This is a genomic window from Nocardiopsis camelliae (assembly GCF_028993595.1).
In the GTDB taxonomy this organism is placed as follows: Bacteria; Actinomycetota; Actinomycetes; order Streptosporangiales; family Streptosporangiaceae; genus Nocardiopsis; species Nocardiopsis dassonvillei.
The window spans coordinates 943857-964348 of sequence record NZ_CP118614.1 but is presented as its reverse complement, the minus strand read 5'-3'; the positions used below and the strand labels follow the sequence as shown (position 1 = coordinate 964348).

The following is a 20492-nucleotide window of genomic DNA, read 5'->3' as shown; positions in this document are numbered from 1 at the left end:
AACCAGGCTGACCTGCGCGAACCGTTTTGCGAGAGATTGCCCGGACGGCCGCTCGCCGATCCGAAAGCCTCCGCGGAACACTCCCTAGAGCCAGCCCTCCAGCGCGGCGAGGAACCCGGGCAGGTCGTCGCGGTGGACGCAGTGCCCGGCGCCCTCCACGACCCGGACGGTGAAGCCGCGCCCGGTCAGCTCCTCCGCGGTCTGGGGCGTGACGGTGACGCTGTCGCCCGCGCGCAGGACGAGGGAGGGCACGACCGGTTCGCCGGGGAGGAAGTCGCGCCCGGCGATCTCCTCCGCCACGAAGTCGAAGAACTCCGGGTCGAAGGCGGCGAAGCCCCTGACCTCCCTCTCGACGTCGTCGTCGGTCCACCTGGGGTTGCTCTGGCGCACGCGTGTGGCGTCGGCGGTGACGAAGACGCGGCGCACGCGCTCGCACGCGTCGGCGTGCATGGGGGGCAGGCGAAAGGCCGGGTCCACGTACACCGCGCGGGCCGGGCGCAGCCTCTCCACCGCCAGGGAGAGCGCCACCGCGCCCATGGAGTGGCCGACGGCCAGGTCCGCTCCGGCGGGCAGGGAGTCCGCGAGGTCGTCGCCGAGCGCCGCCACGGAGTAGGAGCCGCGCGGGCTGTCGCCGTGGCCGCGCATGTCGACGCTGACCACGCGGCGGCCCCGCTCGACCAGCGCGTCCTCGACGGCGTGCCAGGTCTCGTGGGTGGCCATGGATCCGTGGACGAGGAGCACGGTGAGGTCTCCGGTGCCGCGGGTGTAGGTCTCCAGTCTCATGGGAGCGGGCCTCCTGGGGGAGTGAGGGACTGCCAGGTACGGGGACCGGTGAGAGGTGGTCCGGCCCCGGACGGAGACCTCAGGTTCTCGAAAACTTTTGCGCAAGGGAAGTGGATGTCCGGAAGCGGCCTCGCGTGCGACCCCGCTCCCCCGTGGAATAGCGCACCGATCGGGTCCGCGTTCCGGCGCCGGGCCCCGACGGGCTCCAGGACCGGCGGACATGCCGGACTTGGCGGTTCTGCTCACCGATGTCCTGCGTGGCGGGGAGCCGCGCGACGGCGCGGCCTGACACCATAGACGGCCATGAACGGCCTCGCACTCGTACTCATGCTCCTGATCGGTCTGGCGGTCGGCACCGCCGTGGGCTGGATCCTGGCCCGCGGCCGGGAGGCCGAGACGCGGGCCGACGCCCGCGCGGCCCAGGAGCGGGCGGCCTACGTGGAGGAACAGCTGGCCGACCGGTTCCGCGCCCTGTCCGCGCAGGCCCTGGACCAGACCAACCAGCGCTTCATGGAACTGGCGGAGGGGCGGCTGCGCGCGGTCAGCGCCGAGGCCGGGGGCGACCTGGACGAGCGGCGCCGCGCGGTGGAGCGCATGGTCGAGCCGCTCACGCGGACCCTGGACCGGGTGGAGCGCCAGCTCAGGGAGGCCGACGCGGGGCGCGCCGCGGCCCACGCGGAGCTGGCCAAGCAGGTCGAGTACGTGCGCGAGGGCTCGGAGCGGCTGCGCGACCAGACGCAGTCGCTGGTGACGGCGCTGCGACGGCCCGAGGCACGCGGCCGGTGGGGCGAGCTCCAGCTGCGCAGGGTGGCGGAACTGGCCGGGATGGGCTCGCACTGCGACTTCGAGGAGCAGGCCGCCACGCGCGACGGGTCGCGGCGCCCGGACATGGTGGTGCGCCTGGCGGGCGGCAAGAACATCGTGGTGGACTCCAAGGTCCCGCTGGCGGCCTATCTGGATGCCGTGGAGGCGGGTGCGGAGGAGGCCGCGCGGCACCTGCGCGTGCACGCCAGGCACCTGCGCACGCACGTGGACCAGCTGGCGGCCAAGGCGTACTGGTCGGCGTTCACCCCGGCGCCGGAGTTCGTGGTGCTGTTCATCCCCGGGGAGGCGTTCCTGGCCCCGGCCCTGGAGTACGACCCTGAGCTGCTGGAGTACGCGATGGGGCGGCGGGTGCACATCGCGACGCCGACGACGCTGATCTCGCTGCTGCGGACGGCGCAGTACGCCTGGCAGCAGGAGGCGCTGAGCGAGAACGCGCGGGCGGTGTTCGACCTGGGCAAGCAGCTGCACGAGCGGCTGGGTACGCTCGGCGGGCACGTGGAGGGGCTGGGCCGGGCCCTGACCCGGACGGTGAGCGCCTACAACCAGACCGTGGGGTCCCTGGAGAGCCGGGTGCTGGTGACGGCCCGCCGGTTCGGCGAGCTGGGGCTGGTGGACGGTGAGCTGGACCGTCCCGTGGGCGTGGAGGAGCGTCCGCGCGCGGTGGTGGCGCCCGAGCTGTCGGACCCGGGCGGCGCCGGACCGGCCCCGGCGGAGCGGAGTGGTCCGGGACCGGACGGGCAGGGGAACGGAACGGACACCGGTCGCCGGACTCCGGAACCGCAGTGGGCCGAGTCGGTGTCCAATGGGGAGGAAGGCGTGTTCGTCGCGGATGGGACAAGTAGCCGGAAGGACGACACGATCCGTGGAAAAGACACCGAACATTCACGAGAAGTGACACACTGAACACCGTGAGCAACACACTGGGGAGGCGGACGGCTATGCCCCCGCGGAAGGCGGACGGCCCCGAACGCGGGCGCGCGCCGTACTTCGTGCGGCCCGACGGCCGCGTCAGGGACGTGCCGCGTGCCAGGAAGAGGGAGCGTCCGGTGCCGAGGCCGAAGGAGAACTCCCCCGGAACCCCGCCCCGCCTGACCGGACGCGGCGGCGTGCTGGCCATCGTCGCGTTCAGCTTCGCCGGGGCCATGATCGCGCACTGGGCGGGCACCCCCGCGGCCCCGGGCGTGGCCTTCACCCTCGCCTGCGTGCTCGGCGCCCTCCTGGTCCGGCCCAGCGACCTGCTGTCGCTGTCGGTCAGCCCGCCCATCGCGTTCTTCGTCGCCGTGGTCGCCGCGGAGAGCGTGCTGGCCCTGGGCAGCGAGGGGTTCGCCCGGGTGCTGCTCCTGGGGCTGGCGTCACGGCTGGCCGAGGTCGCCCCCTGGCTGTTCCTGGGCACGGCGCTGGTCCTGGTGATCGGGGTGTTCCGGGGCCTGCCCGGCAACATCCGCGATCTGGGCGACCAGCTCAACGGCCGCAGGTAGCCGCGGGACGCGGGCCGACGGGCGCGGCCCCGGGCCTCAGAAGGGCGTGTCGCCGTCCCCCGGCTCGTCCCCCCGGCGCTCGTCCATGGCGGCGGCCAGCTTGGCGCGGGCCCCCTCCAGCCACTGCTCGCACACCCGGGCCAGTTCCTCGCCGCGCTCCCACAGCGCCAGCGAGTCCTTCAGGCTGAGTCCGCCCGACTCCAGCTGCCGGACGACGTTGTTGAGCTCCTCCCGGCTCTCCTCGTAGCTGAGCTCGGGCTCGGCGGTGCCCTCTTCACGGGTCTTGGCGCCCTTGGCTGCCATCTCCTACCCCTCCTCGGAGGTGTCTTCGGTGTGGACTGACTCCACGGTCGCGGTCAGGCTGTCCTCGGCGAACCGTACGCGCAGGGCCTCCCCCGCGTCCGGTTCCCGGGCCGAGCGCACCACCGACCCGTCCTCGCGCTGCACGATCGCGTAACCACGCGCGAGCGTGGTCGCCGGGGACAGGGCGTGCAGGCGCGCACGGGTGTGGCCGAGGCCGTCGGCGGACCGGTCCAGCGACACGGTCAGGCTCCGGCGGGCCCGGTCGCGCAGGTCCGCGACCTGCTCGGCGAGCCGGTCGACCTCGCGCACCGGGCTGGCGAGCACCGGACGCGAGCGCATGCCCTCCAGCCAGGCGAGTTCGCGCTCCACGCCGCCCCGGAGCACCCGGCGGCCCCGGTCGCGGAGCTGGCGGATGATCTCCAACTGCTCACCGACGTCGGGCACCGTCCTCTTGGCCGCGTCGGTGGGGGTGGAGGCGCGCACGTCGGCGACGTGGTCGAGCAGCGGGGCGTCCTGTTCGTGGCCGATCGCGCTCACCACGGGGGTGCCCGCGGAGGCGACGGCGCGCACGAGGGCCTCGTCGGAGAAGGGCAGCAGGTCCTCCAGGGAACCGCCGCCCCGGGCGATGACGATGACGTCGACGTCGGGGTGCGAGTCCAGGTCCTTCAGCGCCTCCATCACCTCGCGCACGGCCCGGTCCCCCTGGACGGCGACCGGGCGCACCTCGAAGCGCACGGCGGGCCAGCGGCGGCGCCCGTTCTCCAGCACGTCGCGCTCGGCGGCGGAGTCGCGTCCGCAGATGAGCCCGACCGTGTTGGGCAGGAAGGGCAGGGGGCGCTTGCGCACGGCGTCGAAGAGCCCCTCGGCGGTCAGGGTGCGGCGCAGCTGTTCGAGCCGGGCCAGCAGCTCGCCCAGGCCGACGTGGCGGATCTCCAGGGCGCGCAGTGAGAAGGTGCCGCGGACCTCGTAGAAGTCGGGCTTGGCGTGCACGACCACGCGCGCACCGGGTTCGGGGGGCGGGCTCTGCGCGTCCAGGACCGAGGTCTGGCAGACCACGCGCACCGACACGTTGGCGACGGGGTCGCGCAGCGTGATGTAGGCCATGCGGCCGCGCCGGTTCAGCTCGGCGATCTGGCCCTCGACCCAGATGCGGCCCAGGCGGCCGATCCACTGGCCGACGGCGTTGAGGACGACGCGTACCGGTTGCGGCGCCTCGGCGGAACTGTCCATGCCCATGCCAACCGAGCCTAGGCCAGGGCGCGGACAGTTCGGGGCAGGCCCGCCAGGCGCGGGGGCCGGGCGGCCGGGCGACCGGGCCCGGCACGGCGGGACCGGGTGGGCGCCGGCTGCGCGGGGAGGCGGTCAGGCGGTCGCGTCTCCGCCGGCGGAGACGGTGTTGTTGAGGCCGATGTCGGTGACGGAGGGCTCGCCCTCGGCGTGGTGGACGGTGTTGTCGGCGCCGGTCACGCGGATGGAGTCGGCGCTGCCGATGTGCACCGTCAGCTCGTTGCCCAGGATGGAGACCTCGCCGCACTGGCCGTTGAGGACGACCTCGGCCCCGCTGGCGTTCACGTTGACGTTCTGGCCGTCGCACTCCTCGGTGACGCTGCCCTCGACCGTGGCGATGGTGAGGTCGCCGGTCTCGCTGTCCACGGAGATGCCGCCGCCCTCGTCGAGGGTGACGTCGCCGTCCCGGTTGCCGACCGAGACGTCGCCGTTGGAGTCCACGGAGACCTCTCCGTCCTCACTGCCGACGGACACGCCGTCGGGGTCCACGGAGACCTCCTGGTCGGTCCCGGGGATGCCGACCGAACATCCGGTCAGCCAGAACGCGGTGGCCGCGAGGAGCGCGGCGGCGGGGGCAGCGGAACGCATGTTGGTGTCCCTTCGGACGGGAGGCGCCGGTGTGGTCACTCCCTATGACGTCCCGTACCGCCCCGCGGTTCCCGTGCCCCGCGGACGCGGCCGTCGGCGGAGCAGCCGGCGCTCCCGCCCCGGCGGTCCGCGCGCGTCAGGCCTCGGCCTCCAGCTTGGCGATGCGGTTGTCGTACATCTTGATGAACTCGGGGCGGCTCTGGTGGGCGACCTCGTAGGCGCGCAGGTCGCGGACCTGCTCGATGGTGAGCTTGCGCAGGCGGGCACGGACCGAGGGCAGGGTGAGTTCGTCGTAGGTGGGCACGGCGAGGTCCTCCAGGGAGGGGGCGGCCCCCTTGCGCACCCGTTCGAGGATCTCGTCGCTGCTGACCTTGGTGTGCGCCTCGGCTGCGGCGATCTCCTCCGCGATGGCGGCGCCCTGCTCGGGGACGTCCGCGGTGGCGGGGGTGACGGACCCGGTCCGCTCCTCCCGGCCGCTTCCGGCCTCCTCGGCCACGACCGGCTCGGCGGGCTCAGCGGTCGCCGGGGCCTCGGGGGCGGCCGAGTCCTTCGCGGGCCTCTTCTCGGCGGCGGGCTTCTTCTTCGCCGCGGACTTCTTCTTCGCCGCGGGCTGCTCCGGGGCGGCGGGCTCAGCGGGCCCGTCCTGGGCGGCGGCCTTCTCCGGGGCGGCGGTCGCGGGCTCCCCGGCCTCCGCCTTCGCGGGCTCCCGCTCCGCGGCGGGCTCGGCGGCCTCGGCCTTCTTCTCCTCGACGGCCTCGGCGGGCTCCTCGGTCTTCGGCGCGGCCTGCGGCTCGTCGGCGCTCTCCGCCTCGGGCGCCCCGGCCTCGGTGCTCTTCTCCGCGGACGGCTCGGCCTGGTCCGTACCGCGCGCGGTCACGTCCTCGGACTCCGCGGCCGCGGGGGCGGGGGACTGGGGGGTCCCGGTCGACTCCTGGGCCGCGGGCTCGGGCGCGGCCGCCGTTTCCTTGCGCCCGAAGATGCCCTTGACCAGGGCGACCAGCTTCGTGGCGAGCGTCGGGTTCGACATAGGACGGGGGCTCCTGGTGGTCTCGGCGAGTGGGGTGAGCGGCGCGCGAACAGCCGACCGGCAGGGCCGAGGTGAGGGCGAACCGCCTGTAATGCGTGTGATGGTGAACCAGGATAGAGGAGGGATGAACACCATGAGCAGGGGAGAAGTGAACGATTTCGCCACTTCGAGGCGCAACCGGATGCGCCCCGTTGCGATACCGTCACCTTGGCACCGGTCGCGCGTCGAAGCGGCCTGTTCAGTGCCCTCTCCCACACCCGGGTCGCACGCCGCCCAAGCCACCTAGGATGTAACACATGACTGCGATGACGACTGCCACGAACCAACGCCGTGTGCTCCTCGCCAATCCCCGGGGCTACTGCGCCGGTGTCGACCGCGCTGTCATCACCGTCGAGAAGGCCCTGGAGCAGTACGGCGCGCCGATCTACGTGCGCAAGCAGATCGTGCACAACACCCACGTGGTGCGCACCCTGGAGGAGCGCGGCGCGATCTTCGTCGAGGAGACCGAGGAGGTGCCCGAGGGGGCCATCGTGGTCTTCTCCGCGCACGGCGTCTCCCCGGTCGTGCACGAGGAGGCGCACAGGCGCAGCCTCAAGACGATCGACGCCACCTGCCCGCTCGTCACCAAGGTCCACAAGGAGGCCAAGCGCTTCGCGGCCGAGGACCGGGACATCATCCTCATCGGCCACATCGGCCACGAGGAGGTCGAGGGCACCAGCGGTGAGGCACCCGAGCACATCCAGATCGTCGAGAGCCCGGACGAGGTGCACAAGGTCCAGGTGCGCAACCCGGACAACGTGTCGTGGCTCTCCCAGACGACCCTGTCGGTGGACGAGACCACCCAGACGGTGGACGCCCTGCGCGAGCGGTTCCCGAACCTGCTCGACCCGCCCAGCGACGACATCTGCTACGCCACCTCCAACCGCCAGGACGCGGTCAAGGCGATGGCGCCCGAGTGCGAGCTGGTCATCGTGGTCGGCTCCGACAACTCGTCGAACTCGGTCCGCCTGGTGGAGGTGGCCCTGGACGCGGGCGCCGACGCCGCCCACCTGATCGACAACGCCTCGCTGATGGACGACTCCTGGCTGGAGGGCGTGACCACGGTCGGCGTGACCAGCGGTGCCTCCGTGCCGGACATCCTGGTGCGCGAGCTGCTCGACAAGCTGGCCGGGCACGGCTACGGCACGGTCACCCCGGTGACCACCGCCGACGAGACGCTGACCTTCTCGCTGCCCAAGGAACTGCGCCGCGACCTGCGCGCCGAGTAGCGCGCGGGCTCCCGCACACCGGGGGCGCACACAGCTGGTACAAGAGGCGCCCGGTCGGTTCTCCGACCGGGCGCCCCGCCGTGCGGGGGCGGACGCGACCGGAGGCGGCCGGAACCCGCGTTCCCCGCTCAGGCGCCGTCCGCGGACGTCTCGCCGCCGTCGGCGTCGGTCTCCAGGCCCTCGGCCAGGAGGGCCAGCTCGTCCATACCGGCGGGGCCGGACACGACCAGGGTCACGCCCTCCTCGCGCAGGACCAGGGCGTTCTCGTCCTGGGCCTCGTGGTGCTCCCACTCGCGGCCGTCGACCTGGACCGTACCGACCTGCTCGGCGCCCGGGACCCTCTCCGCGAGGACGGCGGCGGGGTCGGCGTCACTCTGGGTCAACATGGCGTGGCTGTCCTCGGCGGTGGCGAAGCCCACGCTCCACTGAACCGGTCCGGACACGTCCACCGTGGAGCTGGTGGGCGTCCACCCCTCCTGCTCCAGGTCGGCGGAGGGCACCGTCACCGGGTAGTCCGCCGCGTCGCGCAGGACGTCGGCGTCCGGCCGGTACTCCACCGACGGAATGCTCTCGCCCGAGCGCGTGGAGACCACGAACGCCATGATCAGGACGATGCCGACGATGATCCCGAGGGAGATGGCGTAGTTCTTGAAGGTCGCGCTGGACCGGCTGTACTCACTCATGACGTCTCCAGCTTGCCCCAGGTCCGGGGCCCCGCCGACCCGGGGTGCGCTTAGCGCCGGGGTTCGAGCTGGGTGAGCAGGCCGGTGATGTCGTCGGCGAGCCGGCGGGCCTCGGCGTCCTCGCGCTGGACCACCTCGGCCACCGCCAGCAGCATCGCGCCGCTCACGACGATGAGCAGGGCCTCGTCCACGGGCTCGTCGGCCTTGCGGAACAGCGCCACGTTGCGATCGGTCCACTGGGTGAGCCGGGCCCGCAGCTGGTAGTCGAAGCCGGGAGGACCGTCACCGCTGAAGAACAGCCGTGTGGTCTCCCTCTCCTCGATGCACCCGAGCAGGTAGGCGCGGGCGGCGATGTTCATCAGCCGCGTGGGGTCCTTCTCCCCCTCGGACCGGGCCCGCACGACCGCCTGGTGGGTACGGTCCTGCTGGCGCTGCTGGAACTCCTCGTACAGGGCGAGGTAGAGGTCGGCCTTGCCGCTGAAGTGGTGGTACAGGCTGCCGACGCTGGCCCCGGCCACGGCGACGACCTCGCTCACACCGGCCTTGGCGAAGCCCACCGTGCGAAAGACCTGGGAGGCCGCCTTGAGCAGGGCGCCGCGGGTGGCCGCGCCGCGCGTGGAGACCCTCGCGGGCTTGTCCGTCTTGTCCACTGTCACGCCTCACTCCAGTCCGGGTCACGCCAGAGTAGTCCGTCCCCGTCCGCCCGGGACCGCCCCGAGGGGTACCCGTGACCCCGCGGGTGTCACTTCGGGTGACTACCCTAAGACCTGCCCCCGACCTGTTCTCCCGACGGAAGGTGTGTCCATGTCGCAGTCCAGCAGCCCGCACAAGGCCCCGGATCGCAACCTCGCGCTGGAGCTGGTGCGCGTCACCGAGACCGCGGCGCTCGCCGCGGCCCGCTGGGTGGGCAAGGGCGACAAGATCGGGGCGGACGGCGCCGCGGTGCGCGGCATGCGGCACATGATCAGCACCGTGTCCATGAACGGGACCGTGGTGATCGGCGAGGGCGAGAAGGACAACGCCCCCATGCTCTACAACGGCGAACGGGTCGGCGACGGCGGCGGCCAGGACTGGGACGTTGCGGTCGACCCGATCGACGGCACCACCCTGACCGCCATGGGCATGCCCAACGCCGTGTCGGTGATCGCGATGAGTCCGCGCAACACCATGTTCGACCCCTCCGCGGTGTTCTACATGGAGAAGCTCGCCACGGGCCCCGAGGCCGCCGACGTGGTGGACATCGCCGCTCCCGTGGCCGACAACGTCCGGGCCGTGGCCCGCGCCAAGGGCAAGTCGCCGCAGGACGTGACCGTCGTCATCCTGGACCGCCCCCGCCACAAGCAGATCGTGCAGGACGTGCGCGACGCGGGCGCCCGGATCAAGTTCATCAGCGACGGCGACGTGGCCGGAGCGATCATGGCGGCCCGTGCGGGGACCGGCGTGGACCTGCTGCTGGGTATCGGCGGCACCCCCGAGGGCATCATCACCGCGTGCGCGATGAAGTGCCTGGACGGCGTCATCCAGGGCCGCCTGTGGCCCAAGGACGAGGAGGAGCGCCGCAAGGCGCTCGACGCCGGGCACGACTTGGACCGCGTGCTGCGCACCGACGACCTGGTCTCGTCCGACGACGTGTTCTTCGCCGCGACCGGCATCACCGACGGGGAGCTGGTCGGCGGCGTCCGCTACGAGTCCGCTCGGGTCGTCACCGACTCCCTGGTCATGCGCGGCCGCAGCGGCACCGTCCGCCAGGTGCTCAGCGAGCACCGCCTGGGCAAGCTGGCCTCCTACAGCGGTGTCGACCTGACCTCGGCCCCCTACCGGGGCGAGGAGCCCGAGTCGGCCTAGGACCGTCACGCCCCCACCGGAAGACCTCCGCGGAGAGCTCCACCCCGGTGTCCCGTCCCGGCCGGTACGGGACACCGGGCCCCTTCCCCACCGGCCGACCGAAAAAGGCGCGGGACGCGAACCACACCGGGTCGACGCGGCATCAGACCCGGCGTTGGTTGCGCGGTGCACGCGCCGAGAATTCCCCGCCGGAGGTTTGATGTCCTACCCCGATCCCCCACAGCAGCCCCAGTGGCAGCACCAGCAGCCCGGGCAGGGCTACCCTCCGCCCCAGGCTCCCGGCCAGCCCCCCGCGGGCTTCGGCGGCGGCGCGCCCGGCGGTCCGCCGCCCGCGGGCCCCTTCCCCGGGGGCCAGTACTCCGGCGGACAGGTGCCGCCCTCCGGCGGCGGCCGCAACAGGCGCTGGCTGATCCCGGCCGCCGCGGGCACCGCGCTCCTCCTCATGGGCGGCACGGTGTGGGCCACCGTCTCGCTGGTCAGCTTCGGCGGCCCCCAGCCCGAGGACGTGCTCCCGGGCAGCGCGCTCGCGTTCGGCAAGATCGACCTGTCCATCGACGGCTCCCAGGCCATGGAGCTGCTGCGGTTCGTGGAGCGCCTCCCCGACGAGGTCACCGCCGAGATGGACGAGCCCGACGGCGACATGACGGGGCTGGTCGCCGAGGGTTTCGTGGCCGCCTTCCCCGAGGCCCAGCAGGCCGAGGTCGAGGAGTGGATCGGCCAGCGGGTGGGCTTCGCGATGTGGCCCGCCAGCGGTGAGGCCGAGCTGGGCGAGGGCGCCGGTGTGGCCGGGGCGTTCGCGCTCGCGGTGGAGGACGAGCGGCTCGCCCAGGAGAACCTGGAGCGGCTCGGCGGCGAGTACGACGACCTCTACTTCGAGGTGATCGACGACTTCGCGCTACTCACCACCTCCGACGCGGCGCTGGCCGACCTGCACGCGCAGGTGGACGAGCACGGCACCCTGGCCGACGCCGACACCTTCTCCGGTGACATGGACGACCTGCCCAGCGGCAGTCTGGCCGCGGGGTGGGCGGACCTCGCGAGCCTGATGGAGGTCGAGGAGTTCGCCCGGGAGTTCGAGGCCGACCTGGCCGCCGAGACCGGTGAGCTGAGCGGCCGGATGACCGCGTCCCTGCGGGTGGACGGCGAGTACCTGGAGGCGCGCACGGACGTCTTCGACCTCGCGGTGGACGGCACCGACCTGGCGTGGCTGGCCGAGACGCCGGGGGCGAGCGTGGCGGCGATGGAGTCGCTGCCCGAGAGCACGGTCATGGCCTTGGGCGCCAGCGGTCTGGACACGGCGCTGACCGACGCCTACGAGAGCGACTCGATCCCGTTCATGACGAGCAGCGGCCAGATGCAGGAGATGGAGCGCCAGTTCAATTCGATGGGCGCCCCTCTGCCGGAGGGGTTCACCCAGCTGCTGGGCTCCTCGACCGCGTTCGGTGTCACCGACATGAACCTGGAGGGCTTCTTCGGGTCCGCGTACGGCGGCGGAGGGGAGGCGTCCTTCCAGTACCGCGCGGTGGGCGGTGACGAGCAGATCCTGAGCGACTTCGTCGAGAGCGCGGTCGTCGACTCCTACAGCACCCCGCCGGGTGTGAGCACCGACGGCGACGCCGTGGTGGTGTCCCGGGGCAGCAGCGCCACCGGGCGCCTGGGCGACGACCCGGTCTTCCAGCAGACCATGCAGGAGATGGACTCGGCGGTGATGGCCGGGTACATGGACCTGCGCCAAGTGCTGACCGAGAGTGAGGTCGAGGCCCCCGGTCAGTGGGGCGCCGTGGGCCTGGCGCTGAGCGTCACCGAGGAGGGGCAGCGCAGCAGCGTGGAGCTGCGCTGGTCGCCCAGCGGCGGCGAGTAGCCGCACGGGGTGACGTTGCGCGGACGGCGCGGGGGAGGGTGCTCCCCCCGCGCCGTCCGCGCGTGCGGGGGCTTCCGCCGCGTGGTCGGTGTTCCACGAGGGAACGGACCCGCGCCGTCCGCGCGTGCGGGAGGCTTCAGCCGACCACCCGGCGTCTCATCCGGGCGCACGCCAGGAACCACATGAGGACCACGAACACCAGCAGCACTCCGAGGTGGAACAGCGCCGGTCCGGCCCCGAGGTTGCCGAAGACCACCCCGCGGATCAGCTCGACCGAGTGGTAGAGCGGGTTGGCCATGGCCGCGTTCCGCACCCAGTCGGGCAGCTCGGTGAGCGGGAAGAACGTGCCCGCCACCAGGAACAGCGGGGTGAACAGGCCGCTGAACACGTAGTCCATGGACCGCACCGAGTTGATCAGGGCGGAGATCCAGATCCCGAAGAGGGCGAAGGCGAACCCGGACAGGAAGGCGATGAGCGGCACGAGCAGCAGACCGGGGCCGGGGCGCAGCCCGAACCCGACCGCGACGAGCAGCGGGACGCACCCGTACACGCCCGAGCGCATCGCCAGCCACAGCGCCTCGCCGGTGACGAGTTCGCGCACGTCCACGGGGGCGGCGAGGATGCCCTCGTAGGTGTGCAGGAAGCGTCTCTTGATGAAGGTGTTGATGACCCCGGGCATCATCGACTGGAACAGCACCGACACCGCCACGATGCCCGTGCCGAGGAAGTCGATGTAGCTGTACCCGGCGAGGGTGCCGATGAGGGCGCCCATGCCGAAGCCGAAGCAGAGCAGGTAGAGGGTGGGCTCGACCACCGCCGCGAAGGTGGTCGCCCGCCAGGACTGGCCGTACAGGATCCACTCGCGGGCGACGACGCCCATCACCGCGTCGGCCTCCAGCCGGCCGGGGCGGGCGTGGATCTCGGGCCGGGCGTCATCCCGGGCCTGCCGCGTCTGGTCCGTCATTCCACACTCTCTCCGGTCAGGGCCACGAAGACGTCCTCCAGGGTGCTCACCCGGCGCAGCGGCGCGCCCAGCCGGTCGCGCAGGGAGTCGGGCAGCTCCTCGGCGCGCAGGACCGACACGGTGGTGCCGGTGCGCCGGGTGGTGAAACCGTGGCCGTGGACGAGGCGTTCGAGTCCGTCGACGCCCTCCTCACCCGGGGTGTACTCCTCCACGGTGGTCCCCGCGTACCGGGCGACGAGGTCGGTGGGGGCGCCGCGCTCGACGATCCTGCCCGCGGCCATGAGCGCCACCTCGTCGGAGAGGCGTTCGGCCTCCTCGATGTAGTGGGTGGACATCAGCACGGTGACGCCCTCGGCGCGCAGCGCGGAGATGACGCTCCACAGGTCCTGGCGCACCTGCGGGTCCAGGCCCACGGTGGGCTCGTCCATGAGGACGAGTTCGGGCCGGTGCAGCAGGGCGCGGACGATGAGCAGGCGGCGGCGCATGCCCCCGGACAGGTCGTCGACGAGGGTCGCGCCCCGGTCGGCGAGCTGGGCCAGCCGCATGGTCCGGGCGACGGCCTCGCGGCGTCGGCGGCGCGGGACCCGGTACAGGTAGGAGAACATCCGCAGGTTCTGCTCGACGGTGAGCTCCTCGTCGAGGTTGTCGTGCTGGGGCACGACGCCCATGCGGGCCCGGGCCCACTTGGACTCGTCGGGGATGGCGTGGCCGAGGACGCGGATCTCGCCCTCGTCGGCGAGGGACTGGGCGGTGAGCATCTTCATGGTGGTCGACTTGCCCGCGCCGTTGGGCCCGAGCAGGCCCAGGACGACGCCCTGCGGCACCTCCAGGTCGAGCCCGTCGACGGCGGTGAGCGAACCGAAGCGCTTGACGACGCCCCGGAGTCGCAGGGCGGGGACGGACGGTGTGTCACCGGCGTCCATGGTCGCGCTCCCGGACGGACGGCGACCGGGGACAGGTGTGGTCATGAACACAACCGTAGACAGCGTGGGCGGGGGATTTCCAGCGGGTTTCTCCGGCTGTGGAAACACTCCCGCCGCGCCGTGCGCGGCCGCGACGCGGCGGGCCGTGCGGGCCCCGCGGGGCGGTCCGACCGGCGGAAAAACCCGTTGTCCCGGCCGGGGCGCCCGCCTACGATCGTCCTCCGGACCCGTAGGAACGAGAATCCGGAGGACGACTCCGGACGGAGAAGGGTGAGTATGACCCGGAACGCGCCGAGCGCGCCTCACAGTCACGCGTGCCACCGCCGTACCCGGGCCCCGGGTGCCTGAGGCGGCCACGCCCCCTTCCGTCGAGAAGCGCTCGGCCTGCTCCCTGCTGTTCACCACCCTTTTCCAGCAAGGAGTACCTCCGGGTGTCCACCAACGATTCCTCCGGCCGCTCCGGCCACCGCTCCGCCACGCGCACCGGCGCCTTCGCCTGCGTGCGCTGCGGCCTGTCCGTGTCCCGTCTCGGTCCCGCCGGGGAACCGCGCGACCACTGCCCGAGCTGCCTGAGCTCACGCCACGTCCTGGACCGGGCCGGGGGCGGCGCCTCCGACTGCGGCGGGCGCATGGCCCCGATCTCGGTCGCGGTACCGCGCGGCGGCTCCTGGACGCTCATCCACCGCTGCGGCGTGTGCGACGAGATGTCCGAGAGCGCCGTCTCACCGGACGACAACCACCTCGTCCTCATGCGGATCGCGGTCCGGCCGCTGGCCGAACCGCCCTTCCCGCTCGACCTGTTCGGGGAGGTGTGAGCGTGGGCCGACGCAACACCCGTGTCACCAGGCGTCCCCAGCGCCCCAAGACCGTGCTGCACGCCCACGGCGAGGCGGGCGGCACGGGTTCGTTCCGCTGTGTGCGGTGCCGTCTGGAGATCCCGGCCCGCGCGCCGGGGACGGCACACCGCAACCACTGTCCGCACTGCCTGACCAGCCTGCACGTGGACCTGCGGATCCCCGGCGACCGCGCGTCCGGCTGCCGGGGCGCGATGGACGCGCTGAGCATGGCGGCGCGACCGGACGGGGAGTGGATGATCGTCCACCGCTGCGTGCGGTGCGGTGAGCTCGGCTCCAACCGCGTGGCGGGCGACGACAACGCCCGCGCACTGGTCAGGGTGGCGGTCCGGCCGCTGGCCGCCTCCTCCGACGCGGTCGCCAGGCGGGCGCTGATGGACCTGTGACGGCGGGCGGGGCGGCCCTGATGGACCTGTGACGGCGGGCGGGCGAAGGCCTGAGGGCTTTCCGCCCCGCCCGGGCCCGGTCCGCCGTGCCTTCCGGCCGGGCCGGGACGCGGCGCCCCCGGCCCGAGTCCTCCCGTGGCCCCGGGCGGACGCGGGGCGCACCCGGACGCGCCGACGCGCGAGACTCCCCGGACGGGCGGCCGGCCCGGGGTTTCGCCTAGTCTGGGCGGTGTGAGTGAGGAAGTGTCCCCCGATCGGCTCCGCGCCTCCAACACCGACCGCGAACGTGTCCTGCGGGTCCTGCGCGAGGCCGCCGCCGACGGCCGTCTGGACCTGGAGGAGTTCGAGGAGCGCTCCTCCCTCGCGCACGAGGCCCGGACCCTGGGCGAGCTGCCCGGGATCACCGCCGACCTCCTCCCCGCGGAGCAGCAGCCCATCCGCCTGGACCGCCAGCCCGTCCTGGGCCTGTTCGGCAGGGCGGAGCGCAGGGGCCGCTGGGTGGCCTATCCCGACGAGCTGGCCGTGGCGCTGGTCGGCAGGGTCGAGGTGGACATGCGCGAGGCGCTCCTGATGCACAACCACCACCGCATGACCGTGACCGCCGTCCTGGGCCGCGTGGAGATCGACGTCCCCGAGGGCGTCGAGGTGCGGCTGACCGGCTGGTCGTTCCTGGGCAGGCGCACCACCACCGCGCGCCGCTCCGAGCTGTCCCATCCCCCGGTGCTGGAGATCGACGGGTTCTCCCTGTTCGGCGTGGTGCGCGTGCGCGCCCCGAGGAGGCGCCGCCTCCTGGGTTGGCGCCGCCGCGATCGCCGGCGCGGCATCGGGGCCTGACCGCGCCGACCTGCGAGGACCGCCGACCGGTCGCGGAGGGCGGCGTCGGTGTCAACATGACGCGTGCAACACCGCCAACCCCGGGTGAGGTGGCGGTGTGCTCCGGTGCGTCTGGCAATCTGGGGCTCACAGGTTTTCCCAGGGAGAGTTGGGTTGCAATGAGCGAGTTCCGTATCGAGCACGACTCGATGGGTGAGGTCAGGGTTCCGGCCGAGGCCAAGTGGAGGGCCCAGACGCAGCGTGCCGTCGAGAACTTCCCGATCTCCGGCCAGGGCCTGGAGGGCGCGCACATCGCCGCCCTCGGCCAGATCAAGGCCGCCGCGGCCAAGGTCAACGCCGAGCTCGGCGTCATCAGCGACGACCTGGGCAAGGCGATCCGGGAGGCCGCCCTGGAGGTCGCCGAGGGCAGGTGGAACGACGAGTTCCCGATCGACGTCTTCCAGACCGGCTCGGGCACCTCCAGCAACATGAACACCAACGAGGTCGTGGCGACGCTGGCCACCGAGCGCCTCGGGGCCCCCGTACACCCCAACGACCACGTCAACGCGTCGCAGTCCTCCAACGACGTGTTCCCCTCCTCCATCCACATCGCCGCCACCTCCGCCGTCCAGAACGACCTGGTCCCGGCGCTGAGGCACCTGGAGGAGGCGCTCGGCGCCAAGGCCACCGAGTTCGCCTCCGTGGTCAAGAGCGGCCGCACCCACCTCATGGACGCCACCCCGGTCACCCTGGGCCAGGAGTTCGCCGGGTACGCCGCCCAGGTGCGCTACGGCGTGGAGCGCCTGGAGGCCGTCCTGCCGCGCGTGGCCGAGCTGCCGCTGGGCGGCACCGCCGTGGGCACCGGCATCAACACCCCCGAGGGCTTCTCCGCCCGGGTCATCGCCGAGATCGCCGAGCACACCGGCCTGCCGCTGACCGAGGCCCGCGACCACTTCGAGGCGCAGGGCGCCCGCGACGGCCTGGTCGAGCTGTCCGGCCAGCTGCGGACCATCGCGGTCGGCTTCGCCAAGATCGCCAACGACATCCGCTGGATGGGCTCGGGCCCGACCACGGGCCTGGGCGAGATCCTCCTGCCCGACCTCCAGCCCGGCTCCTCGATCATGCCGGGCAAGGTCAACCCGGTCCTGTGCGAGGCCGTGCTCCAGGTGACCTCGCAGGTCGTCGGCAACGACGCCGCGGTGGCCTTCGGCGGCGCGAGCGGCAACTTCGAGCTGAACGTGCAGCTGCCGATGATCGCCCGCAACGTGCTGGAGTCCGTCCGCCTGCTCTCCAACGTCTCGCGCGTGTTCGCGGACCGCTGCGTGTCCGGCATCGAGGCCAACGCCGAGCAGTGCCGCGTCTACGCCGAGTCCTCGCCGTCGATCGTGACCCCGCTCAACCGCTACATCGGCTACGAGGAGGCCTCCAAGGTCGCCAAGCAGTCGCTGAAGGAGAAGAAGACCATCCGCGAGGTGGTCATCGAGCGCGGCTACGTCCGGGACGGCAAGCTCACCGAGGCGCAGCTGGACGAGGCCCTCGACGTGCTGCGGATGACCAACTCCCAGTAGTCCGGACCCGTTCCGCCACGGGGCGCCCCGCGTGCGGGGTGCCCCTTCCGTGTGCCGGGCCGGGCGGTCGTGCGCCGGGCGGGGCGCACGGTGCCACGGGTCCCGGTTGTGCCTCACTCGGCCGTGAAGGGCCGGACCAGGAACCTTCCGGGCGCGGGAGGCGTCCGACATTCTTGAACGAGCACCTTGGAAGCCCGCCTTCGAGAGGGCAGTACATGTCGAGCAACAGCGACAGTGAACGCGTCGTCGCGGACCGCTACGTCCTGCGCCGTGAACTCGGCCGCGGCGGTATGGGGGTGGTCTGGCAGGCCTTCGACCCGACGCTGGACCGCGACGTGGCGATCAAGCAGGTACTGCTTCCCGACCACTTCACCGACGCCGAGCGCGCGGACGCCCACGGCCGGGTCCGGCGCGAGGCGCGCTCCGCCGCGCGGATCAGCCACCCCACGGTGATCACCATCCACGACGTCTTCGAGTACGACGGCAACCCGTGGGTGGTCATGGAGCTGGTAGAGGGCGGCTCCCTCCAGGACCGGCTCAACGAGCGGGGCGCCCTGCCCCCGGACGAGGTCGCGGAGATCGCCGAGTCGCTGCTGCGCGCCGTGCGGGCCGCGAACGCGGCCGGGGTCCTGCACCGCGACATCAAGCCGGGCAACATCATGACGTCCCTGGACGGCCGGGTCATCCTCACCGACTTCGGCATCGCGACGGTGGAGGGCGGGCCGAGCATCACCCGCACCGGCGCGCTGATCGGCTCACCCGAGTACATGCCGCCCGAGCGGCTGGCGGGCGGGCCGGCCGAGCACCGGGGCGACCTGTGGAGCATCGGCGTGACCCTGTTCGCGGCGGTCGAGGGCGCCTCCCCGTTCCGCCGCGACAGCATCACCGCGGCGATCGCGGCGGTGATGTCCGCGCCGCTGCCGCCGATGACGCGCGCCGGATGGCTGGAGCCGCTCATCTCCGGCCTGCTGGAGCGCGACCCGGACCGCAGGCTGGACGTGGACGGGGCGCTGGCGCTGCTGCGCGGGCGCGGCGGGCCGAACGCGGGCGGTGACGACAGCGGCGGCTTCGGAGTGGCGGGCGCGGGGGCGTTCGGCGCGGCGGGAGCCGCGGGGGCGTCCGGAGGCGGCGCCCCGGCCTTCGGCAGCGGCCCGCACGCGGCCCCCGGGGTCAGCGGTCCGCAGAGCCCCCACCACGCGCCGAGCGGCGGCCGCCCCGGCACGGGGCCGCTGGGCGGTTACCCCCACACGCGGACCCCGCTGCCGCAGGGCCCGGTGACGGGGCCGCGCCCGCCGCGGGGCGGACCGGCCGACCCGGTGACGCCCGCGACGCCCTTCGCGCACGGGCACCGCACGGCCCACCAGCACCGGCCGCCGCACTCCGCGGGAGGCGGACACGGCGGTATGGGACGCGGCCCGGGCGGACCCGGGGGTCCCGGTGCCGCGCTCCACTCGGGCGGACACGGCGGCGCGCGTCCGGGCTCGGGGTCAGGGAACACCAGGCTCCTCGTCGGCGTGGGCGCCGCGGTGGTGGTCCTGGCGCTGATCGGCGGTGTGGCCGTGGTCGGCGCCACCCTGTTCGCCGGAGCCGAGGTCGAGGGCGGCGCCTCCGAGTCGCTGTCGGCGTCCGAGGGCGCGAGGCCCCCGGCGGAGCCCTCCGCCTCCGTCGGCGGGGACGAGGGCGGTGTCGGCAGCGGCAGCGGCGGTGAGGGCCGGGGCGAGGGCGGCACGACCGGGAGCGGGGACGAGGACGGGGAGCCGCCGTCCTACGACGAGCTGGAGACCTTCCGGTCGCAGTGGTTCCACGTGGACCACCCGGCCGGGTGGCAGGTGGACGACAGCGAGATCGAGAACACGCTGGCGGTGTTCGTCGCGCCGGGCGGCGACCACCAGGTGTGGGTGACCGGGTGGACCGAGCAGGAGTTCACCGGGACGAGCGCCGAGTACCTGGAGGACACCAACGGCGGGACCCGGGTCGAGGGTGACGTCACCACCGGCTACACGCAGCTGGAGCTGGAGGAGTTCGACGACGGCGACTTCGAGGAGGGCTGGGACGTCGCCCTGGTGGAGTCGGACTTCGTCAACGAGACCTGGGCGAGTCAGGAACGGCGCTTCTGGGCCTACGCGGTCAGCACCGAGCACGAGGGCGACCGGGTGTTCTACCTGGTCAGCGTGAACGTTCCGCGCGAGGACGCCGACTACTACGACGACCTGCCCGAGGACGTCATGGAGTCGTTCGACCCACTGCTGTGAGCGCGCCGCCCGCCGACCGCGGCGGGCCCGACACGACGGGGGCCGTTCCGGAAGGGAACGGCCCCCGCCCCTCGCGTGTGCGCCGGAGGCGGCACCCGCCGTCAGGGGGCGCCGCGGCGGAATCAGTACCAGCCGACGGACTGGGAGTGGGCCCAGGCCTCACAGGGAGTGCCGTAGCGGCCCTTGATGTAGTCGATGCCCCAGGCGATCTGCGTGGCCGGGTTGGTCTGCCAGTCGTCGCCGTGGGTGGCCATCTTGTCGCCCGGCAGGGACTGCGGGATGCCGTAGGCGCCCGAACTGGGGTTCTGCGCGCTGGGGTTCCAGTTGCTCTCCTTCTGCCACAGGGGCTCGAGGCAGTCGTGGAACTCGCTGGCGGCCCAGCCCTGGTCGGTGACCATCTGGAGGGCGATGCCCTTGGGGTCGCCGGTGAAGACGGGAGTCTCCTCCTCTTCCTCTTCTTCCTCCTCCTCGATGTCGCTTCCCTCGACCTGGGCCGTCAGGACCCCTTCGGTGAGGGCCGCGTCACGCTGCTCCTGAGCCTGGCTGCGCCGGGTCTGGAGTTCTTCCTGGGACAACTGCTCGGAGAAGAACTGCTCCTCCCCGGCTTCGGTGTCGGCGGCGGGTTCCTCGGCCTCCGGAATGGCGGCGCTGGCCACAGTGTCCGGATCGATCTCGTCATCCGCGAACGCGGTGACGGCGAAGGTCGCACCCGCGACGAGGGTCGCCGCACCGACCGCCGCCGTACTGCGCAGCGACATTCGGTTGATTAGCACGATTGCCTTTT

At 72.9% G+C, this 20492-nt stretch carries 20 protein-coding genes; 10 read left to right on the top strand and 10 right to left on the bottom strand.

What is annotated here, in order from left to right; all coding sequences use genetic code 11:
• Positions 1-84: 84 nt before the first annotated feature.
• Positions 85-783: an alpha/beta fold hydrolase gene (locus PV789_RS04550; protein WP_274976268.1), complete on the bottom strand. Its 699-nt coding sequence runs from the start codon at positions 781-783 to the stop codon at positions 85-87.
• A 303-nt stretch (positions 784-1086) separates the two neighbouring features.
• Between PV789_RS04550 and rmuC the strand changes: the two genes are divergently transcribed.
• Positions 1087-2511 (top strand): DNA recombination protein RmuC, encoded by a 1425-nt coding sequence (gene rmuC, locus PV789_RS04545; protein WP_274976267.1) that lies wholly within the window; start codon positions 1087-1089, stop codon positions 2509-2511.
• A gap of 35 nt (positions 2512-2546) precedes the next feature.
• Positions 2547-3086, top strand: a complete 540-nt coding sequence (locus PV789_RS04540) for a DUF6542 domain-containing protein (RefSeq protein ID WP_274976266.1) — start codon at positions 2547-2549, stop codon at positions 3084-3086.
• Between the two features lie 36 nt (positions 3087-3122).
• Here PV789_RS04540 and PV789_RS04535 read toward each other — a convergent pair whose 3' ends face one another.
• The 4 genes from PV789_RS04535 to PV789_RS04520 all read right to left on the bottom strand — a co-directional run bounded on the left by PV789_RS04535 (position 3123) and on the right by PV789_RS04520 (position 6291).
• Complete coding sequence (locus PV789_RS04535) at positions 3123-3389, bottom strand: exodeoxyribonuclease VII small subunit (protein WP_013151185.1); 267 nt, start codon at positions 3387-3389, stop codon at positions 3123-3125.
• A 3-nt stretch (positions 3390-3392) separates the two neighbouring features.
• On the bottom strand, positions 3393-4625 hold the full coding sequence (gene xseA / locus PV789_RS04530; RefSeq protein WP_274976265.1) for an exodeoxyribonuclease VII large subunit: 1233 nt from the start codon (positions 4623-4625) through the stop codon (positions 3393-3395).
• 126 nt (positions 4626-4751) lie between these two features.
• On the bottom strand, positions 4752-5264 hold the full coding sequence (locus PV789_RS04525) for a DUF3060 domain-containing protein (protein WP_274976264.1): 513 nt from the start codon (positions 5262-5264) through the stop codon (positions 4752-4754).
• 136 nt (positions 5265-5400) lie between these two features.
• Positions 5401-6291: a DUF8129 domain-containing protein gene (locus PV789_RS04520; protein WP_274976263.1), complete on the bottom strand. Its 891-nt coding sequence runs from the start codon at positions 6289-6291 to the stop codon at positions 5401-5403.
• Between the two features lie 296 nt (positions 6292-6587).
• Between PV789_RS04520 and PV789_RS04515 the strand changes: the two genes are divergently transcribed.
• Positions 6588-7559, top strand: coding sequence for a 4-hydroxy-3-methylbut-2-enyl diphosphate reductase (locus PV789_RS04515; protein WP_302475386.1), 972 nt, complete (start codon positions 6588-6590; stop codon positions 7557-7559).
• A gap of 128 nt (positions 7560-7687) precedes the next feature.
• Here PV789_RS04515 and PV789_RS04510 read toward each other — a convergent pair whose 3' ends face one another.
• Together PV789_RS04510 and PV789_RS04505 are read right to left on the bottom strand one after the other, a co-directional pair.
• Positions 7688-8242 carry a DUF4245 domain-containing protein gene (locus PV789_RS04510; protein WP_274976262.1) on the bottom strand — a complete coding sequence of 185 codons (555 nt, stop codon included), beginning with the start codon at positions 8240-8242 and terminating at the stop codon, positions 7688-7690.
• Between the two features lie 50 nt (positions 8243-8292).
• Positions 8293-8892 carry a TetR/AcrR family transcriptional regulator gene (locus PV789_RS04505; protein WP_274978047.1) on the bottom strand — a complete coding sequence of 200 codons (600 nt, stop codon included), beginning with the start codon at positions 8890-8892 and terminating at the stop codon, positions 8293-8295.
• 154 nt (positions 8893-9046) lie between these two features.
• On the opposite strand from PV789_RS04505, the gene glpX reads away from it, so the two are divergent.
• Positions 9047-10087 carry a class II fructose-bisphosphatase gene (gene glpX, locus PV789_RS04500; protein WP_248773422.1) on the top strand — a complete coding sequence of 347 codons (1041 nt, stop codon included), beginning with the start codon at positions 9047-9049 and terminating at the stop codon, positions 10085-10087.
• 199 nt (positions 10088-10286) lie between these two features.
• Entirely contained in the window at positions 10287-11948 is a 1662-nt protein-coding gene (locus PV789_RS04495) for a hypothetical protein (RefSeq protein WP_274976261.1), read from the top strand.
• A gap of 136 nt (positions 11949-12084) precedes the next feature.
• On the opposite strand, the gene PV789_RS04490 is transcribed toward PV789_RS04495, so the two are convergent.
• Together PV789_RS04490 and PV789_RS04485 are read right to left on the bottom strand one after the other, a co-directional pair.
• Positions 12085-12912: an ABC transporter permease gene (locus tag PV789_RS04490; RefSeq protein WP_274976260.1), complete on the bottom strand. Its 828-nt coding sequence runs from the start codon at positions 12910-12912 to the stop codon at positions 12085-12087.
• Positions 12909-13835 (bottom strand): ABC transporter ATP-binding protein, encoded by a 927-nt coding sequence (locus PV789_RS04485; RefSeq protein ID WP_274978046.1) that lies wholly within the window; start codon positions 13833-13835, stop codon positions 12909-12911. The genes PV789_RS04490 and PV789_RS04485 overlap by 4 nt, the downstream gene beginning before the upstream one ends.
• Before the next feature lie 431 nt (positions 13836-14266).
• Between PV789_RS04485 and PV789_RS04480 the strand changes: the two genes are divergently transcribed.
• The 5 genes from PV789_RS04480 (at position 14267) to PV789_RS04460 (ending at position 19708) form a co-directional block, all read left to right on the top strand.
• Positions 14267-14650 carry an RNHCP domain-containing protein gene (locus PV789_RS04480; RefSeq protein ID WP_274976259.1) on the top strand — a complete coding sequence of 128 codons (384 nt, stop codon included), beginning with the start codon at positions 14267-14269 and terminating at the stop codon, positions 14648-14650.
• Complete coding sequence (locus PV789_RS04475) at positions 14647-15075, top strand: RNHCP domain-containing protein (RefSeq protein WP_274976258.1); 429 nt, start codon at positions 14647-14649, stop codon at positions 15073-15075. Before PV789_RS04480 ends, PV789_RS04475 begins: the two co-directional genes overlap by 4 nt.
• Before the next feature lie 243 nt (positions 15076-15318).
• Positions 15319-15909 (top strand): DUF1707 SHOCT-like domain-containing protein, encoded by a 591-nt coding sequence (locus PV789_RS04470; RefSeq protein ID WP_274978045.1) that lies wholly within the window; start codon positions 15319-15321, stop codon positions 15907-15909.
• A 158-nt stretch (positions 15910-16067) separates the two neighbouring features.
• Positions 16068-17456: a class II fumarate hydratase gene (locus PV789_RS04465; protein ID WP_274976257.1), complete on the top strand. Its 1389-nt coding sequence runs from the start codon at positions 16068-16070 to the stop codon at positions 17454-17456.
• 215 nt (positions 17457-17671) lie between these two features.
• A complete protein-coding gene (locus tag PV789_RS04460; RefSeq protein WP_274976256.1) occupies positions 17672-19708 on the top strand; it encodes a serine/threonine-protein kinase in 2037 nt (678 codons plus the stop codon).
• A gap of 122 nt (positions 19709-19830) precedes the next feature.
• Here PV789_RS04460 and PV789_RS04455 read toward each other — a convergent pair whose 3' ends face one another.
• The gene (locus PV789_RS04455; RefSeq protein ID WP_274978044.1) at positions 19831-20466 is read right to left on the bottom strand and encodes an aggregation-promoting factor C-terminal-like domain-containing protein; all 636 of its coding nucleotides are present in this window, start codon (positions 20464-20466) and stop codon (positions 19831-19833) included.
• Positions 20467-20492: the final 26 nt, after the last annotated feature.